This is a genomic window from Chitinophaga cymbidii (genome assembly GCF_007992715.1).
Lineage (GTDB): Bacteria > Bacteroidota > Bacteroidia > Chitinophagales > Chitinophagaceae > Chitinophaga > Chitinophaga cymbidii.
In genome coordinates, this window is sequence record NZ_BKAU01000006.1 from 159,602 (window position 1) to 176,420 (window position 16,819).

Annotated in this window: 14 protein-coding genes; 4 read left to right on the forward strand and 10 right to left on the reverse strand. The window is 49.3% G+C overall.

Annotated elements, in window-relative coordinates; translation table 11 throughout:
• Positions 1 to 134: 134 nt before the first annotated feature.
• The 10 genes from CCY01nite_RS23335 to CCY01nite_RS23380 form a co-directional block, all read right to left on the reverse strand.
• Positions 135 to 2,894 carry a PKD domain-containing protein gene (locus tag CCY01nite_RS23335; RefSeq protein ID WP_146866835.1) on the reverse strand — a complete coding sequence of 920 codons (2,760 nt, stop codon included), beginning with the start codon at positions 2,892 to 2,894 and terminating at the stop codon, positions 135 to 137.
• A gap of 296 nt (positions 2,895 to 3,190) precedes the next feature.
• Entirely contained in the window at positions 3,191 to 4,243 is a 1,053-nt protein-coding gene (locus CCY01nite_RS23340) for an acyltransferase family protein (protein WP_146866837.1), read from the reverse strand.
• Positions 4,244 to 4,263: 20 nt separating this feature from the next.
• A complete protein-coding gene (locus CCY01nite_RS23345) occupies positions 4,264 to 5,433 on the reverse strand; it encodes a glycosyltransferase family 2 protein (RefSeq protein ID WP_186831223.1) in 1,170 nt (389 codons plus the stop codon).
• Between the two features lie 17 nt (positions 5,434 to 5,450).
• The gene (locus CCY01nite_RS23350; RefSeq protein ID WP_186831224.1) at positions 5,451 to 6,026 is read right to left on the reverse strand and encodes a gluconate 2-dehydrogenase subunit 3 family protein; all 576 of its coding nucleotides are present in this window, start codon (positions 6,024 to 6,026) and stop codon (positions 5,451 to 5,453) included.
• An 11-nt stretch (positions 6,027 to 6,037) separates the two neighbouring features.
• On the reverse strand, positions 6,038 to 6,820 hold the full coding sequence (locus CCY01nite_RS23355) for a carboxylesterase family protein (protein ID WP_146866841.1): 783 nt from the start codon (positions 6,818 to 6,820) through the stop codon (positions 6,038 to 6,040).
• 7 nt (positions 6,821 to 6,827) lie between these two features.
• Entirely contained in the window at positions 6,828 to 7,544 is a 717-nt protein-coding gene (locus tag CCY01nite_RS23360) for a TolC family protein (RefSeq protein WP_146866842.1), read from the reverse strand.
• 3 nt (positions 7,545 to 7,547) lie between these two features.
• Positions 7,548 to 8,987 carry an O-antigen ligase family protein gene (locus CCY01nite_RS23365; protein ID WP_146866844.1) on the reverse strand — a complete coding sequence of 480 codons (1,440 nt, stop codon included), beginning with the start codon at positions 8,985 to 8,987 and terminating at the stop codon, positions 7,548 to 7,550.
• Positions 8,988 to 9,112: 125 nt separating this feature from the next.
• Positions 9,113 to 10,204 carry an acyltransferase family protein gene (locus CCY01nite_RS23370; RefSeq protein ID WP_146866846.1) on the reverse strand — a complete coding sequence of 364 codons (1,092 nt, stop codon included), beginning with the start codon at positions 10,202 to 10,204 and terminating at the stop codon, positions 9,113 to 9,115.
• The gene (locus tag CCY01nite_RS23375) at positions 10,205 to 12,394 is read right to left on the reverse strand and encodes an exopolysaccharide transport family protein (protein ID WP_146866848.1); all 2,190 of its coding nucleotides are present in this window, start codon (positions 12,392 to 12,394) and stop codon (positions 10,205 to 10,207) included.
• A gap of 201 nt (positions 12,395 to 12,595) precedes the next feature.
• A complete protein-coding gene (locus CCY01nite_RS23380) occupies positions 12,596 to 12,865 on the reverse strand; it encodes a hypothetical protein (protein WP_146866850.1) in 270 nt (89 codons plus the stop codon).
• A 313-nt stretch (positions 12,866 to 13,178) separates the two neighbouring features.
• Here CCY01nite_RS23380 and CCY01nite_RS23385 point away from each other — a divergent pair, with 313 nt between their 5' ends.
• The 4 genes from CCY01nite_RS23385 (at position 13,179) to CCY01nite_RS23400 (ending at position 16,819) form a co-directional block, all read left to right on the forward strand.
• Positions 13,179 to 13,571, forward strand: a complete 393-nt coding sequence (locus CCY01nite_RS23385; protein ID WP_146866852.1) for a response regulator — start codon at positions 13,179 to 13,181, stop codon at positions 13,569 to 13,571.
• A 491-nt stretch (positions 13,572 to 14,062) separates the two neighbouring features.
• Positions 14,063 to 14,737, forward strand: coding sequence for a sugar transferase (locus tag CCY01nite_RS27165; protein ID WP_443092685.1), 675 nt, complete (start codon positions 14,063 to 14,065; stop codon positions 14,735 to 14,737).
• Positions 14,737 to 15,945, forward strand: coding sequence for a glycosyltransferase family 2 protein (locus CCY01nite_RS23395; protein WP_146866854.1), 1,209 nt, complete (start codon positions 14,737 to 14,739; stop codon positions 15,943 to 15,945). Before CCY01nite_RS27165 ends, CCY01nite_RS23395 begins: the two co-directional genes overlap by 1 nt.
• On the forward strand, positions 15,929 to 16,819 hold the full coding sequence (locus CCY01nite_RS23400; RefSeq protein ID WP_146866856.1) for a glycosyltransferase family 2 protein: 891 nt from the start codon (positions 15,929 to 15,931) through the stop codon (positions 16,817 to 16,819). The genes CCY01nite_RS23395 and CCY01nite_RS23400 overlap by 17 nt, the downstream gene beginning before the upstream one ends.

Here is a 16,819-nt window from a genome sequence, read left to right on the forward strand (position 1 = left end):
CGCTTTGACTGTATCGGTTTATTCATATGTTGAATAATAATAAATTATCATTGTTGTTCAACTAACTATAGAAAATTCGCATTTTCAACATTTCAAAATCGGGGGGAATACTCCCCGATTTTGAAATGTTATAATTACTCTTCTGCATATTCCTCTACGACTACAGCAGAAGCCAGCCCCGCGAAGGAGGTTGTGTTCTCCGCGTAAAATGCAATATTGATCGTTCCTCCTGCCGGCACCAGCACGAAATCAAAGATGGCGCCTTTACTACTATTCTTTGTGGCGTTAAATTGCTTAACGACCCCGTTTACGCGCACCCTGTTGTTTCGGGGTGTAGAGAAAGCGTTTGCCGTCAGCATTATTTTACAGTATCTGCCGGGCGTAAGGCCGGTGATCTGCAAGTTATCCGTTGGAATGGACGTTGCCGTGAAAATGATGCTTCTTAATACATTCTGCGGAACAATAAATCCTCCACCATCATCCTCTACAGCAATATTATCCAGCGAACTCACCGATCCGTTTGGTGCATAGGCGGAAGTGGATATTGTATTTATTCCTATTCCGGAAGCGCTTGTACCGGATAATACAGTGGTATGCGGCGCACCATATAGATTTACAAATCCTGTAACGGGGTTACTGGTAAGACTGAAGTTAAAACTGCCGGTCCTTGCCACGGCTGGTGCGGTTACAGTCAATTGCACGTCGTCATAAGCGGTCCCTCCGTCGTTGTCCATGACCGTACAACGGAATACGTAGACGCCTGCTGAAAGATCTGAAATTGTTGTTGATGCATTATTGGGGGACGTGATAACAGCGCTGCCTCCGGAGATCTTCGTCCAGCTATAGCTCGAAATAGTACCATCCGGATCGCTGGCGGTAGCGGTCAACGTCGGTACAGTCGGAAGCGTAATCGACTGATCGCTGCCGGCATTTACCGTCGGCAGCTCATTATCAGGATTGGAATTATCATCCTGGTATTCATCCACCACCACCGCCGAAACCACACCAAACGGCGATCCGCTTGTTTCATCCGCGTATATGGCTATATTGATCTCTCCCCCCGCGGGAACTGTGAAGTAATCAAATATCGCGGCCTTGCTGCTGTTACCGGTAGCGTTAAACTGCTTTACTTCGCTGTCTATCATCACCCTTGTCGTACGCGGAGAGGACACTGCATTCCCTGTTACCAATATACGGCATAGTCGTCCCGCAGTAAGCCCCGTGATCCGGAGGTTATCGACGGCTGTTTCACTTCCTGTAAAGAATACATTTGCCAACGTAGCCTGATCCACAATATATCCGCCGCCGTCATTCACAACATTGAGGTTATCCAATGCACTGGAGGAACCATTCGGTTCCCATGCGGAAGTTGCCACGGTATTCAGACCTATGCCAGTAGTAGCATCGGTGGCCGTGTGAACGGCGCTATGCGGATGTCCATAGAGATTGTTGTAGCCGCTAACCGGTTTGGATGTCAGACTGAAGTTGAAGCGGGCGGTTTTAGCAATCGTCAACCCTGTAACGGTCACCTGTACATCGTCAGACGATTGAAGCCCGCTGTTGTTGGTGACGGTACAACGGAAAACATATACTCCCGGCGCAAGGTTCGTTACGGCGGTTTGGGCGTTGCCCGGTGTTGCAATGGTGGCCGTACCGCCGGAGAGTTTTATCCATTGGTAGCTGGTAATTGTTCCGACCGGATCACTGGCCGTAGCGGAAAGCGTCAGTGGCGCAGGCAGGTTTATCGTCTGGTCCGCACCGGCATTTACAACAGGGAACTGCCCGGAAACCGATCCGATACCTTGTACAATATTGCTCCAGGGAGAGTATACACCGTCATGATGAAAGTATCGTACACGATAAAAATAATTGTCCAGCGAAAGATTATAAAAGTTTACATCCGGGGTGGCAAGTACCTGGAAGTCTGTAAATTCCGTGCTCAAGGACGGCGTCCTTTGCAGCACATACTTCGAGATAAGTGTGTTTGATGTGAAATGGCCCACCAATACATCACGCATTGGGATATACGCAATAAGCGCGCCCTGGTCGTTTAAATGTGCTTTGTCACCTGTATGAAGAGTTGGATTGATTTGATAAGGATTAGCGGGATCTTCCAGTAGCTTGTAGACAAATGCGCAGCGGCTACCAAATTTTTCAAGTAAAAGATAACTGAGATCCAGTTGCTGAATACGGGCAGCCATCGCAAAATCATGCCTCGGAAATCCGCTGAAAACGAACAGCGTAGCGCCTGCCCGGTTGCAGGCATCATCAATCGCGGCGATATTTGACATCGTTTCCGTAAGCGTAGTGGCGCCGCCCCAGGGGTTATTCGGATCGGCATCATTGCTCGGCGTTACAAGAATGATGATCTTATTACCATCTGATAGTGCTTTTGTAATATTACGTGTAACATCTACCCACTGATTGGACCCATCGGGCATTAACCGGCGTGTATTGTAGCCATTCTGGCAATAATTGGTCACCACCGCGCCGGAAGCCACCTGCTGCAGGTAACCTTCCAGCCGGCCTATGATAGAGTTTGCATAAGTGCTGGTATACGCTCCCTTGCCCTGACTGCCGCCAATTACACCTACCTTCGGAGCGGTGTAAAGGTCCTGCGGGGCCTTCCACCACTTCAATTGTTGCTGGGTGGCGTCAATGGCACGGACGGAAAGATGCAGTTCCTGACTTCCGCCTGTACTTCCTGCACCAAGCCTTATATTAAGCGTATCATGTCCGGTAATGGCAATTGCGGTGTCGCCAATTTTCTCCAGCTGAAGCCGTTGAAATGTTACCTGGCCATTGCCAGCGTTGTGAAGGACGCCTTGTACGTTGCGGGAGTTGTTCTCGATGATTAGTTCGGCATTGCGGACTTTGACAGTGTCTTGCTTCACCTGTAGAGCGGATTGGGCGAAAATTGAAAGAGACTGCAGGAGCAGGGCACAAAGAATGACATAAAGCTGCTTCATGATATAGGACAATTAATTCAAAAGGGTTTTTACAAAAAAATCGGCAACAAAAATCTGACTGAATATTTTAATTCTCTTGTTAAATAGCGAATAAAATGCAAGGGTATATTTCTTTGGCTACAAACTGAAGAACCTTCCAGGGTTCTCCCCAACTTTTATAAATATAATATATTTCTTCTAAATACTTTAAAAAATGCGGAGATGGAATTTGGCCTGTAAAATTATGCACCAATTATATAACGGCTCCATTTACCAAGTACCTTCTTCGCCAGTAGTACGGCCAGCATCGTCAATACCATTACAAGAACATAAGAAGCGGTCCATGTAAAAACATTCCCCGGTATTTCCTGGTGCAGGAACTTGTACCCCAACCCCCTTACAAATAAGACAAAGAAATAGTGGAGAAAGAACACGCCGAAGCTAAGTGTAGCCAGTGTGTCAATCCATTTCGGTATGTAGTTTTGCCAGCGGTTCAGCCAGTAAAGGAAGAAAAGACAGAACAGTACTTTGTGCGTGAAACTGAAGCGGTCGTACATTTCGGGTGGACAGAAATATGTACCAACAAGGAACACGAAGGGCAAAATGGTGATCAGGATTTTATATTTTTCCGCGAACCGGTCGAAAGCGTCTTTGAAATGGCTGATAAACATCCCGAAAAGATAAACAGGCAGAAAATGTAAAGACATGATAAGGATGTCACTCAGTACACTTCTGGGAATTATGAGGGAAAGCGCAAACAATGGGATCAATATATAATAAAGCCGCGGATGGCGGTCAATATAAAGGAATAACGGCGCCGAAAGATAGTATAGTGTGATCATGGGAATGAACCACAATGGCTGAAGATGCGCTCCATGGAAAAGATAATAAGCCGCCTGCTCCAGCTTTGACCAGGTCGCAAAATCAGGGCGGTCATCTATGGCAAAGCCAGGTATATCCTGGTATAAAATCCTGTAAAGGATAATTGGAACCGACAAAATCAGATAGGGCGTAATAACAAACCGGAATTTCTTTGAAAGGTAATCCTTGTACTCGAACTTATGGGAAAGATGCTGAAATAAATATCCTGAAATAAAAAGGAATAGCAGGGTAGAATTTTGCCAGATTGATTCCATTACATGATTCCAGCCGGACTGGCTGGGCCATTTTACGAGAATATGCGCTCCAACAATGAACATCATGGCTATGCCGCGGAAACTGTGTATATAAGGGATATACCTGCTGTTTGTGATATTATTGACGGTCGTTACGCCGATCGCTGGATTTAAATTCATTTTGATCAGATTTTGTGGAATTAACTACGTTTAGACCTCTCCCATACGGCGGACTGGGATTTCTTCATATACCGCGAAAAACCCTGGTACACCGCCACATTCATGAAGAGAAAGTAAAACGGGATATAAGAAAGTTTTGATTTCTTTTGACGGAGCGCCTGCGCGTATCCCACCATGGCCAGCACATAAAAAAGCACCTGCGCCACCAGCAGCCATTTGAAAATAACATAAGGGGTAAGAACAGCCAGCGCCGCATTGGTAACGAAAAGCACGGGCAGGCTCAATGGACAAAGCGTCCAGCGGAGTACACGATGGGAGATGTACTGGAAAGACAGTACGGGGTATTTGAAAAAGTTTAGCAGGCCTTTCAGCATTACGATGGACTGAAACCCTCCCGCCGAAATCCTCACTTTCCGTTTATGCTCTTCCGTTATAGAAAAAGAAGGAGCTTCCAGCGCATAGGCGTCCGGCGCATAGGCAATGCGGTAGCCCTGCATATTAACGCGCAGCGAGATCACAAAATCGTCCAGTATCACCTGTTCTTCTACCGGCCTGTACAGCTGCGTGCGCACGGAGAACAGCTCGCCGGCAGCGCCTACCACGGAATAAAGGTCCGCATCCAGCTTCTTGAGAAAGGATTCATATTTCCAGTAAAGGTTCTCCGTGGCCGCTGCGCCGGCGGTGTCCCTGCTCATCACTCTTTTTTCACCGGCCACGCCGCCCACGCTGTCGTCCGCGTAATGCTTAACGATGTTGCGGACGGCTTCCCTGTTCAGCATGGTATTGGCGTCGCAAAAAATAACGACCGGAGCGGTCACATGCTGCATGGCGCGGTTGATGGCGGCGGTTTTGCCGCTGCGGATGTCTTCGTGCAGCAGCCTGATCCTTTTTTCGCGGGCAATGATAGCCGGCGTATTGTCGGTAGACCCGTCCGTAATGAAAATGATCTCGAGCTTGTGCGCCGGGTAGTCCAGCGCAAGGGTATTGGCGATCTTGGCGGGCATATCTGCTTCTTCATTATAGGCAGCTACTACCAGCGATACATGCGGCTCAAACGATGCGTCCGGCGCTGAAGCGGGGGAGAACCGTTTTTTGATGCGCGTAAGCAGCAGCAGCAGTATGCCGTAACCGGCATAGTTATAGAAAAGTATGAATGCGCTCAGGAAGAACAGAAGGTAGATAGCTGTCATTACAATTGTTTAAGGGATCAGGACGTGCTCCAGCATTTCTGGCCGGGCTGCAGGGGAATACAGCCCTGGTAGGAACCTGGAATATAGTCATAGGCCATTGCTTTGGTAGCGCCGCCCTGCGAGGTGCAATATCCCAGGATGGTATACCGCTTCAGGGTCACGAAAAAGGGATCTCCGATCAGCCGTTTGGATATTTTCCCGGCGATGGAAGGGTAGGGGCGGTCTCTTTTTTCAAAATGAGATACGATAGCCCCCCGCTCCGCCATGCTGCACGCTTCAAACGGCTTCCCGTATTTATCGTCCGCATAAGCTTTTACATCAAGAAGGCCGTCCAGGAAACGGTTCTGTGCGTTCCGGGGAGTGCAGTCTTTCAGCATCAGGGTAATAAAATCACCGGTCCCGCAGGCTTTTGCACCGGGGGTATCGGTATCCGGGATGATGGTATCCGCCAGCGCCGAGATCAGGTCTTTTTCGTTCTCCAGCAAAGCCAGGTTGGGCCTGCTGAAGAATTTGAAGTAGCCAAAACCGCCGGCAGCGGCGGCTCCGGCCCCGGTGAATAATGCAATATTGCGGATCGCTTTACGCCTGTTCATGCGAAATGCTTTTATTTCTTTCTTTTGAATTGCAGCAACCATTCGTAGATGTTCATACCGTTTTCCCGGTAGGAAGGATCGTAGAAGCTATGCCAGCAGCAGTGCCCTCCGTCAAACTCGGTCAGCTTTGTAAGTCCGGTTTTGTACTTGTTGGTGCTGTCTATGAACTGCTTGGTGTTGGCGTTGAAATGCGCTTCCTTTTTTCCGGTGAAATACCAGGTATGGATATTCGCATCGGCCGCCAGCTTGAACCCTTTAATGTGATCTGCGTCTATCATGGCGGGAGACATGGTGATGCATGCCGCAATGCGCGCGGAAAGGGTGGCGTCGTGCGTTTTGGCGGATTCAACGGCCCACCCGCCTGCGCTGTAGCCGGTCAGGTAAACGCGGTCCACATCTACGGGATATTTTTTGATGATGTCGTCCAGTACGGTGTTGAGGTCCTGGGGGCGGAAAGACCAGCTTTCCACCAGCGGCGCCACTACAATGAATTGATATTTTTTGCCGTCTGCCTTGTTGACTGCTTCAATTTTGCGGCCTTCCTTCATCTGGCGCGTTACGCCCTCGCGAAAGATTTTGGACGGGTCCTTACCCGCGATGCTTCTGCCGTGAAAGCAGAGGATCAGCGGGAATTTCTGACGGGCGTCCTTCATTTCCGGTATATACACCAGCGCCTGGAAAGTCCGGTACTTGTTGACGTGCAGGTCTGTCCGGGTCATCGGACCATATTGCTGGCTGCTGGCGTTGAACCAGGTCAGCAACAGGCAAAGGAGGCTGATAAGTTTCAGTTTCATGATGGAACTAGATTTGGAGCATTACTTCTTCCAAAGTCATTCCAACTATTTCTTCCAGCTGTAATTTTGACTTGCGAAGATCCCTTTCAAGCAGTACTTTTTTGGTAATTGCTCCGTTGTAAAGATTGTAGGCTTCCTTGTACTGATCGATGGTAACGCCGTCCGTACCTTTTTTGAATTTGCTTTCTATTTCGGTAAAACTCAGCAAAGCATCTTCCTGGATGGGAATGTGCAGCTCGAACAGGATCTTGTTGGCGGCATATTCTTCATACAGCTGCAGCACTTTTGCCTTGATGGCCAGCTGGTCGCTCTCCCGTTGCTTGTCCAGCAGGCGGCCTTCGGCCTTTGTGCGCTTGATGTTGTTCGGTATGGAGATGAGGTGACCGAGCGGGAGCTGTACGCCGAAGTTATAACGGGGAAAGAAGTTGTACCGGTCAGGAGCACTGTTCTTGTTGATGGTAAACTCGTTCAGGTTGCCCGCTGCGGTAAACCGGTCCAGCCACGCGGAAGTAGCGATCCGTTTGTCATATTTGTTCATTTCCTTCCTGACGGAGAACTCCGTGATGCTGGGATGCTTCAAAGCCAGTTCTACCAGCTTTTCCTTGAAGCGGGCCACCGAGTACCGGTCTGCCGGCAGCTTCAGTAAAACAGATGTGTCCGACATCTGCGCCCAGGAGGTAGAATATATTGCCATGAAGAGGATGGCGGCAAGAATTCTTTTCATTTGTTACGCATTTAAGGTGTATAGATATTTCATTTTTAACAGAATCGCGATGAAGGCGTTGTACATGATAGAGGACTCTATCAGGGTAGACGCTTCCTGCGTATATTGAGCCAGTGATATTTCGAAGATCGCGGCGGCAATGCCTATCATGAACAGCTTGTCCAGCTCATTTTCCAGCCGGAAAAAGTTGCGGACGCCCATCCGGATAAGAAAGAAAAATTGCGCTACCAGCATCAGTACTCCCAGCCAGCCTGTTTCCAGCGCAGCACGGAGATAGCCGTTGTCAGTCTGCACGTTGGCATTCTGATGCCCGCGGTGGAACTTCAGGGAATTGACGCCGGTAGTCATTACGCCGCCGCCGATCGGATGGGAATAAATGTAAGGTTGCACTTTATGGCGGTTCTCATCCCGCACGTCCATGGAAGCATCCTGCTTTTTACCCAGGAAAGCCGTTCTCACGCGAACGATCGTAGGGTTGCCATGGAACGGGCCGAACAGGATCACCAGCGCTACGAGGCTGGCGCCCATCGCGATCAGGATCGTATTTCTTTTTTGCATGTTCGCCAGGAAGAACAGCATCATGCCCACGGGCACCATCACGTACCCTGTGCGGGTGCCGGAATACCCCAGCGCCAGGAAGTGCAGCGCCAGCGATACGAGCAACAACAGTTTCCGTGAAATCCCGATCGTTGCGAACTTCGCCGTCAGCAGGATGGCAATGACCACAATGTTGCAGGCCATGATAATGCCGAACGCCGCGGCGTCTGACATAAAGGAGAATATCCTGATCCCGGCCAGGATGATCGTTGTTTTGAACAGCTCCGGATATTTGGCCGCAAAAGCTCTTTCAAACGGCAACAGCGCATAGTGCTGCTGTATGCAGGCATATATCGCTGCCAGCGTACAGATCGTCAGCCAGTACTTGAAAAAGGTTTTAACGTCCTCCCGGTTGCTGAACACGCGCAATCCCAGGTAAAGAAAAATATACGCCCTGAGCACTACGCGCATAAAGAAAAGCCATGCAAAGATGTTGGCGCCGTAAGGATTGGCAATCTGTATCATCAGCGCCAGGATGTACAGGTACGTGCATATCAGGTAGGGATCTTTTCCCCACTGGATCTTTTTAATACCGGTTTTGCGCTGGTCAAAAATGGAACCGGCCAGCGTGCAGAGCAGCAGCAGGTCCATGACCACGCCTCCGCTGATCTGCGTGCCGTACAGTTTTTCCAGCATGGGCAGTATCAACGTGATGGTGATATATATATAATAGCCGAGCTTGAAATTCAGCAGGCACAGCGCAACAACTCCCAATCCCACGATGCCGCCAACGAGGGCAACGCTGATCTTGAAGTCCAGCGACGCGAGATAAGCCACTCCCGGGATCATCAATGCCCAGAGCAGGTAAGTAGTGAAGCGGATGGTATATTTAAGTGCGTTGGACATTGACCGTTAGAGAAATACCGTTTTGATTAAAAGAAAAACAAGGACTATTCCCACGAAAATGAGAACCAGTGCTTCGTGCAGCCCTTCGCTGATGATCTTTTTTTCTTTTTTCATCATGTTCGGTTTCATGAGGGAGATACTATTTTATTTGTTTCCTTCAGCGGCCCTACGAACAAGAACCGGAGGTGTAGTAAAAGACAGATCCTGTACAGCACGATCGAAAAGAAAATGCCGCATGTCACCAGCAGAAAAGTAGCCAGTGGTGTGTTTGAAATGATGCCGGTGGAAACGAATCCCGCCCGGATCAGGAATACGATGCTGATATGCAGCAGGAAAATATATAGTGAATAGCTGCCGAGCGTACGAAGGAATTTCAGCCGGTCGGTTTTTGCGAGAATGAAAGACAGCATGATCACGATCAGCCCGCCGAACATCGCCAAGGTAGAGTAAAGGAAGATGTTCATGTCCGCATAGATCATACACAGGTACTGTACAACCAGGAACACCGGCAGCAGCAGCAGGAGCTTCCCGGGGGAAGTGAGCCTGGCCTGCACGCTTTCCCTGAAGAAGAAAGGGGCGGAGAGATGGCCGATGCAGAAATAGATATAGTGCATCATTACATCAGACAGGGTGCTGATGTCGCCGGCCAGCGGCTTCAGCGCAAGCAGGATGAGCCCGAACAATATCTGCCCGTAGGGCCCGAGCTTCAGCAGGCGGTCCGTTGCCAGGTAGAGAATGGACACATTGAACAGCGCAAAGAGATACCATAGCTGCAGCATGGTCCGGGGATGGATGAGAATATTAATATAACTGGCGAAGGTATGCTTGGCATTTGTAAAGTCGGAGAACAGTATCTGCAAAGTAAGCTGGATCACGCACCAGATCAGGTAAGGATATAACAGGGTGTTGACCTTTGATACCAGGTAATTTCTGCCGCCCCGTTTTTTTACGCTGCCGGCATAGAACAGGCCGGACAGGAAAAAGAAAAGCGGCATCCGGAACCCGTACAACATTTCGTTGGCGTCCATCATCATGGAATTGATAGATGCTCCGCTGTACATCAGCCCGAATATAACATGCCGGTACACCACGAAAATGATCGCGATGCCCTTGGCATAGTCCACCCATGCATTCCGGCCGGAAGGTCCTCCGCCGAAATCAAAGATGAACTGTGCTGTCCGGCGTAGCCGGCTTGTTATATTGATCTGCTGTTCCATTTATAGTTCGAGGTAGTCTTCGCTTACCTTGTTCAATACCGCTCCCAGGAGCTTGTCATCCAGGCTGTTCAGGAACTGGATGGATTCTTTATCGGTTTGCTTCAGGGACGCATGGGAAGAGAATACAACGATCACTTTTTCCGCATACTCGGCCAGCTCCTTGGTGTCAGTATAATCATTCAGCGGCGCGCCTTCCATCAGGATGAAGTCGTAATACTCCTTCAGTTGGGGCAGGTAGTTGAGCAAGTGATTTTTGGGGAGTATCTCGGTGGGGGTATAGTCCCCGCCCTGGCATCCGAATACTTCAATGTTATCTATGGAATAGGTAGTGACCAGGTCGCGCACTTTGTCTATGCTGAAATGCTCCGGCTCAATGGAGAATTTTTCCAGTGTAGGTTTGGCTTCCAGCTGCACGGTGAGGTCATTATTACAGAAGTTGGTATCTATCACCAGCACCCGTTTGTTGCTCAGGCTCAGGCTATAGGCCACGGCCTGCACCAGCGTTGTTTTTCCCTGGTTGGGCTCGGTGCTGGTAAAGAGGAAAACAGATTTGCCGCTGGCCTCGATCTCATACCGCAGTTTGCGCAGCATTTCCCGGAAGGTGTTCTGCCGTTTACGGAGTGAAGCGTCCGTATCACCGGGACTGCGCTGCAATGCTTCCAGGATGCTGTATTTATGCAGGTCAGCCCGGTTGATGGTGCTGATCAGGTTGATGTCGATATTTTTTTCAAAGATGGAAGGCGATTTGAGCGACGAATCGAAGAACTCCTTGAGCAGGATAGACATTGCGGAAAGGAAGAACACGGCGATGCCGGCAGCGCCCATGATGAGGAGCCGTTTGGAAGATTCCGGCTCAAAGGCGGGCTGGCCTTTCAGCGTTTGCCGGAAGTTATCGGTGGGCACGGTGCGGTTGTCGATGGCGGAGTTGAGCTTTTCCTTGAGTTTGTTGTACTCGTCCTGCGCCAGCAGCACTTCCTGCTGCAGAGTGCCTACGTTGGCTTCCTTGTTGGCATAGGAGCCTACGGAGCTTCTGAGGGAACCGATCTTCCTTTTCAGGTTTTGCAGGTTCATGTCCGAAGCGTTCAGCTCGGATTCCAGCTGTATCTTTTTCTGCTGCAGTTCTTCTTTCGTTACCTGCGTGCCGGATGTGGAACCGGTGCTGGCCATGGCGGCCTGGTATTGCTTGCGCAGGGTCTTGATCTGCTGTTCCAGGTCATGGTCGTTGCTGCCGGTGCGGATATATTCGTCATTCAGCTTGTTGATCTGCTTGCGGATGTTCACGATCTCCTCGTTGTTGGTGTAAGCAGGCTTGCCCTGGCTGATGATCCGTAGTTGCTCCTCCACCGTCTGAAGGGAGGAACGGATCGTATTGTTATTCGCCGATTCGTCCAGGTGAGATTTTTCCAGCTGGCTGATGAGGCTCAGCTCGGATCCGCTGGCTGCTTCAATATTCAACAGCCCTTCCGATGACTTGTACATCCTGAGCGCTTCCACTTTCTGGTCCAGCTCGTCTTTCTTTTTCTGCACCAGTTCTTCGAAAGTTCCCACGTTCTCCACGGTCCTTTCGGAGCGGAGGCTTCTGTAGTAACGGGTGAATTCCCGGTAGAGCGTATTTACCACAAAGGCGGACTGCTCCGGGTTTTCGGACCGGTAAGTGATATCAATATAGTCTGTCCGTTGCAGGCGTTTTACCTGCAGTGCTTTCCGGATAGATTCATAATCATATTTGCAGAGCTTCATGTACTCTAACACCTTGCGTTCTTCGGGGTTGTAGGAAGTAAGCACCTGGATGGAATCCAGTTTTTGCTCGCATATGCGGAGCGCCGTTTCTTTGTTGAAAGCTTTATACTCGTCGCTTTTCAGCTCTTTTTCCGTGAGGTAGCGGAAAGGGCGGTTGCTGGTAAGATCGTGCAGCAGCAGGGTGTAAGACAGCTGGCCGATCACTATGGGAGAAGTGATGCTCTGGATTACGTTCTCGAACTTTACGTCCGCCTCGTACAGGCTTACGTTCTCGTCGCGAAGGGTGATCTGGTCCTTGATCGTAAAGCCGGTGGACATCTGCGCGTTGGATACGTAGAGCCGGGATTTGTTCATCGTAAAGAAGAACGCCGCCACTACAGCCAGAATGGTACCGATGATGATCAACCATTTCTTCTTCATCAAAGCCTTGATATAATATACTACATCCATATCAATTATTTATTTTTATCAATCATAAGCCCTTAAAAAAACCGGTTATTGCCGGACTTGAACTTTAAAGGATCATGATGTAGTGCTTTGTTGATCTGCTATGCCGGGAACGCTCAGGTATGTTCGCAGCGCGGCAGAGAAACACGATAATTAACGTTAGAAAATTGCAGTACAATTAATGTATGCAGGCTTTGCGAAGGATCAGGTTAAAAAATTCACGAGGAAACCGGGTGAATTTGGGGTAAGCGGCGGAATGCCTGCCTGGTCAAAATTTAGTGTATCCGATTTCAGCGCAAAAGTAGAAAGCAATTTACAAATCACATAATTTTTTTTCGCCAATGGGACATTTTTATTGGTAAACGCCATCTTTTTGATGGAAACAGGATTTTTCCGCCCCGGAAAGGGTCTATGTACCATATTATAATATGGAGCAATCAGCTTCTTCACCGGGGAAAGGGTGATTTCTGCCATTCATTTGGTTTTTTTGCGCGTTTACTGCGAAAAAACCGCTTTTCACGAAATTAAGTATGCCTTTTCAGCTAGTTGTTACTATTTTTACACCCGTAAATGTGAATAAATTAACTGCGGCTTCATATTAGAATATCATTATTATGAAGTATTTTTGAGCAGCAGATTATTGAATAACCCGATCCTCACCATCATCCCCTGAAAAACTGTTAGTTTTCATTTGTAGCCTTATCCAGTAAAAAAACCTTCTAACCCTTGGTAAAGATGTGATGTCTGAACCGGGAATTGTAAAAAAAGAAAAAATAATTAGAAGGCAATGAAACAAACAGTACTTATAATTGACGACAACACACCCATCCGGTTCCTGCTGGAAGCTGTTTACAAGAAACATTTCAACGTTGTTTCTGCTCCTGACGGACTTGCTGCGATGGCTTATCTTTCCCAGGGTGGTGTTCCCGACCTGATCGTTACCGATCTCGCCATGCCAAATGTAAATGGATGGGAATTACTGGATTTTCTTTCTGACAGTCATCTTTACAAAGATATCCCTGTAATTGTGCTCAGCGGCAGCATGAAAGAAAACAGCAAATCGATCGGCGGCCTGTATGCCAACGTCCATGATATAATGGACAAGCCATTTGATCCGATGCAGTTGCTTGAAAAGTCGAAACGCATTCTCAACAAACAATTCAAGCCGGTATTATCCTGATTTTATATTAACTGACTTATATGAATACACCTAGCCCTTTATCTACCGCCATTGCCCCCCAGAATATGCAGAATAGAAATACCAGTGCAGGAAGCGCTACGATCGGACCGAATAAAATTCTGCTCTTTGTGGGCAACATTCACCTGGATTTTCGTCCGGACAGAAGCGACAACGTGCTGGCTGTTGACGATTTTAACGCCGCATGCAAAGCCATTAAACGTCTTTCCAACTTTTACAGCGTGTTGCCGGCCGCTATTATTATTCCGCATGGCAACGACAGCGCGGGAGAGTGCGCTAACTGGACGAAGTATTTTGAAGCGCACCCTGAATTTGCTTCCATTCCGTTCTTTCTCTATGCGGAGGAGGTTTCCGAACTGGTGAAGAAACAGGCCCGGCGTTTTACGATCGTAGATGATATTCTGAACAGGGCAAGCCTGAACGCAGGTTTGTATACCAAGATCAATTTCGTGAGCCGTGTAAAATCGCTCAAGATGAACGGTGCCAATAATATTTCTGTTGAGCACATTCATTATAGCGGTTCACATCTGAATAATTTCTTCAAACGCTCGCTGGATATTATCGCCGCCGGTACAGGGCTGCTGATCGCATCGCCGGTTATGCTCGTTATAGCCGCGCTGATCCGCCTGGAATCCAAAGGCCCAATATTTTATGCTTCCCCGCGCGCCGGCCGGAATTATAAAGTATTCAAGTTCTATAAGTTCAGAACGATGGTGCCGGATGCGGACAAGCAACTGCAGCAGCTCAAGCACCTGAACCAGTATGATACGGACGACAAAGGGCCGGTGTTCTATAAGGTATCCAACGACCCCCGTATCACAAAGCTGGGTAACTTCCTCCGGAACACGAGCCTGGACGAGATCCCGCAACTTTTCAACGTGCTGAAGGGCGACATGTCGCTCGTGGGTAACCGCCCGCTGCCGTTGTACGAGGCCCAATCCCTTACTACGGACAACTGGGTGGAACGTTTCCTGGCGCCCGCCGGCATCACCGGCCTGTGGCAGATCAGCAAACGCGGCAAGAAAGAGATGTCTGTGGAAGAAAGGATCAACCTGGATATCGATTATGCTTATAAAAACTCCTTTACGTATGACATGTGGCTGATCGTGAACACGCCGCGTGCGCTCATACAAAAAGACAATGTATAATGATTCTTATTGACATACCGATTTACACCTACCTCGCCGGCTGCATTGTTTATAATTTTGTGCTCTCTGTGGCAGGGCGTTTCACGCCACGCAGGCAGCCAGCTGTACAGGACCCCGCGAGATATAACCGGATCGCCATACTGGTGCCGGCTTACAAGGAAGACGGCGTTATTCTGTCTACCGCCACCAGCTACACCGGTCTGAATTATCCGAAAAGTCATTATGATGTGATCGTGATCGCGGACTCGCTGCAGCCGGAAACCCTTTCCGCACTCCGCGAAACCAACACCAAGGTGATTCCGGTGGTTTTTGATAAAAGCACCAAGGCGCGTTCCCTGAATGAAGCGTTCCGCCAGCTGCCGGATGAATATGATATCGCCGTGATCGCTGATGCGGACAATGTGGTGGAAACTGACTTCCTGCTGAAGGTGAACAGCGCTTACCTGAACGGGGCGCAGGCCATCCAGACGCAGCGCGTGGCAAAGAACCTGGACACTCCTTTTGCGATACTCGATACCGCGAACGAGATCATCGGCAATCATCTCTACCGTAAAGGCGCCAATGCCATCGGGCTTTCATCTTCCGTGATCGGCTCAGGCATGGCCTTTCATTTTCCATTGATCAAAACGGTGATGCAGGAGATACAGGCCATCGGGGGATTCGACAAAGTGCTGCAGCTTCGCCTGATCGCACACGGTCAAAAGATCGTTTACCTGGAAGATGCCCTGATCTTCGATGAGAAAGTGGAGAACTCCGGAGACTTTTCCAACCAGCGCCGCAGATGGCTGAGCAGCCAGATCGTTTACCTCCGCAAATTCTGGAGCGAAGGCTGGCGGCAACTGTTCAAAGGAAATGTGGATTATTTCAACATGGCCGTATGCCAGAACCTGATGATGCCCCGCATGCTGCTGATGGCATCCATGATCCTGTTTACACTGATCGCGCTGGTACTCCCTTCATCCCTGGTAACTATTCCATTCAGCTGGTGGGCCGTGCTGTTTGCACTGAATTGCATTAGCCTGCTGCTGCCCATCCCGGCCGTGTTTTTCCGCAAGTATATGCTCCGGGCATTGATCAGCTTGCCCAAAGCCATGTTCATCATGGTGATGCTGCTGTTCAGGATGAAAGGCGCCAATAAAACGTTTATTCATACCAGGCATACCAAGACCGGTATCAATAATCCCTTGTTAGATGCAGCCAGGAAATAATACTGTAACGCCGCTGGTATCCGTGATCGCGGTGAACTTCAATAACGCGGCTGTAACGGCGGAGCTGCTGGCTTCCGTTCGGGAGAACAGCTATCCCGCCATTGAAATGATCGTGGTGGATAATGCGTCTTCCGAAGATCCTACGCTATTACTGCAAGCTGCCATGCCGGAAGTACGGGTGGTCCGCAGCCAGGAAAATCTTGGTTTTGCGGGCGGCAACAACCTGGGCATCCAGGCGGCCACCGGAGAATATCTCTTCTTCGTTAATAACGACACAGAATTTACCGACGGACTTGTAGAGGGCCTGCTGGAAATATTCGCCGCGTTCCCGGACGCAGGCATGGCCAGCCCCAAGATCCGCTACTTTTTCCAAAAAGATACGATACAGTACGCCGGGTATCATGCCGTAAACAGGCTGACAGGCCGGAACACCATGATCGGCAGCCGGGAAGTGGACCAAGGGCAACATGACGCGGTGGCCGAAACCCCCTACGGGCATGGCGCCGCCATGATGGTGCCGCGTACAGCACTGGAAAAAACAGGGCTGATGCCGGAGGTTTATTTTCTGTATTATGAGGAGCTGGACTGGTGTGAGCAGTTCCGGCGGAAAGGGTACAAAATATATTACCAGTACAAGTCTTTGATCTATCACAAGGAATCCATGACCACCGGTAAGAGCAGCCCGATGAAGACCTATTACCTCACCAGGAACAGGCTGCTGTTCATGCGGCGGAATATTGCATTGCCCGCGCGGTTCCTCTTTATGTGCTACTTTTCTATTTTTGCGATACCCAAAAACACCCTGCAGTATTTGCTGAAAAGGGAAACTGTTCACCTGAAAGCCTTCTGGCGGGGTATCCGCTGGAATTTATAA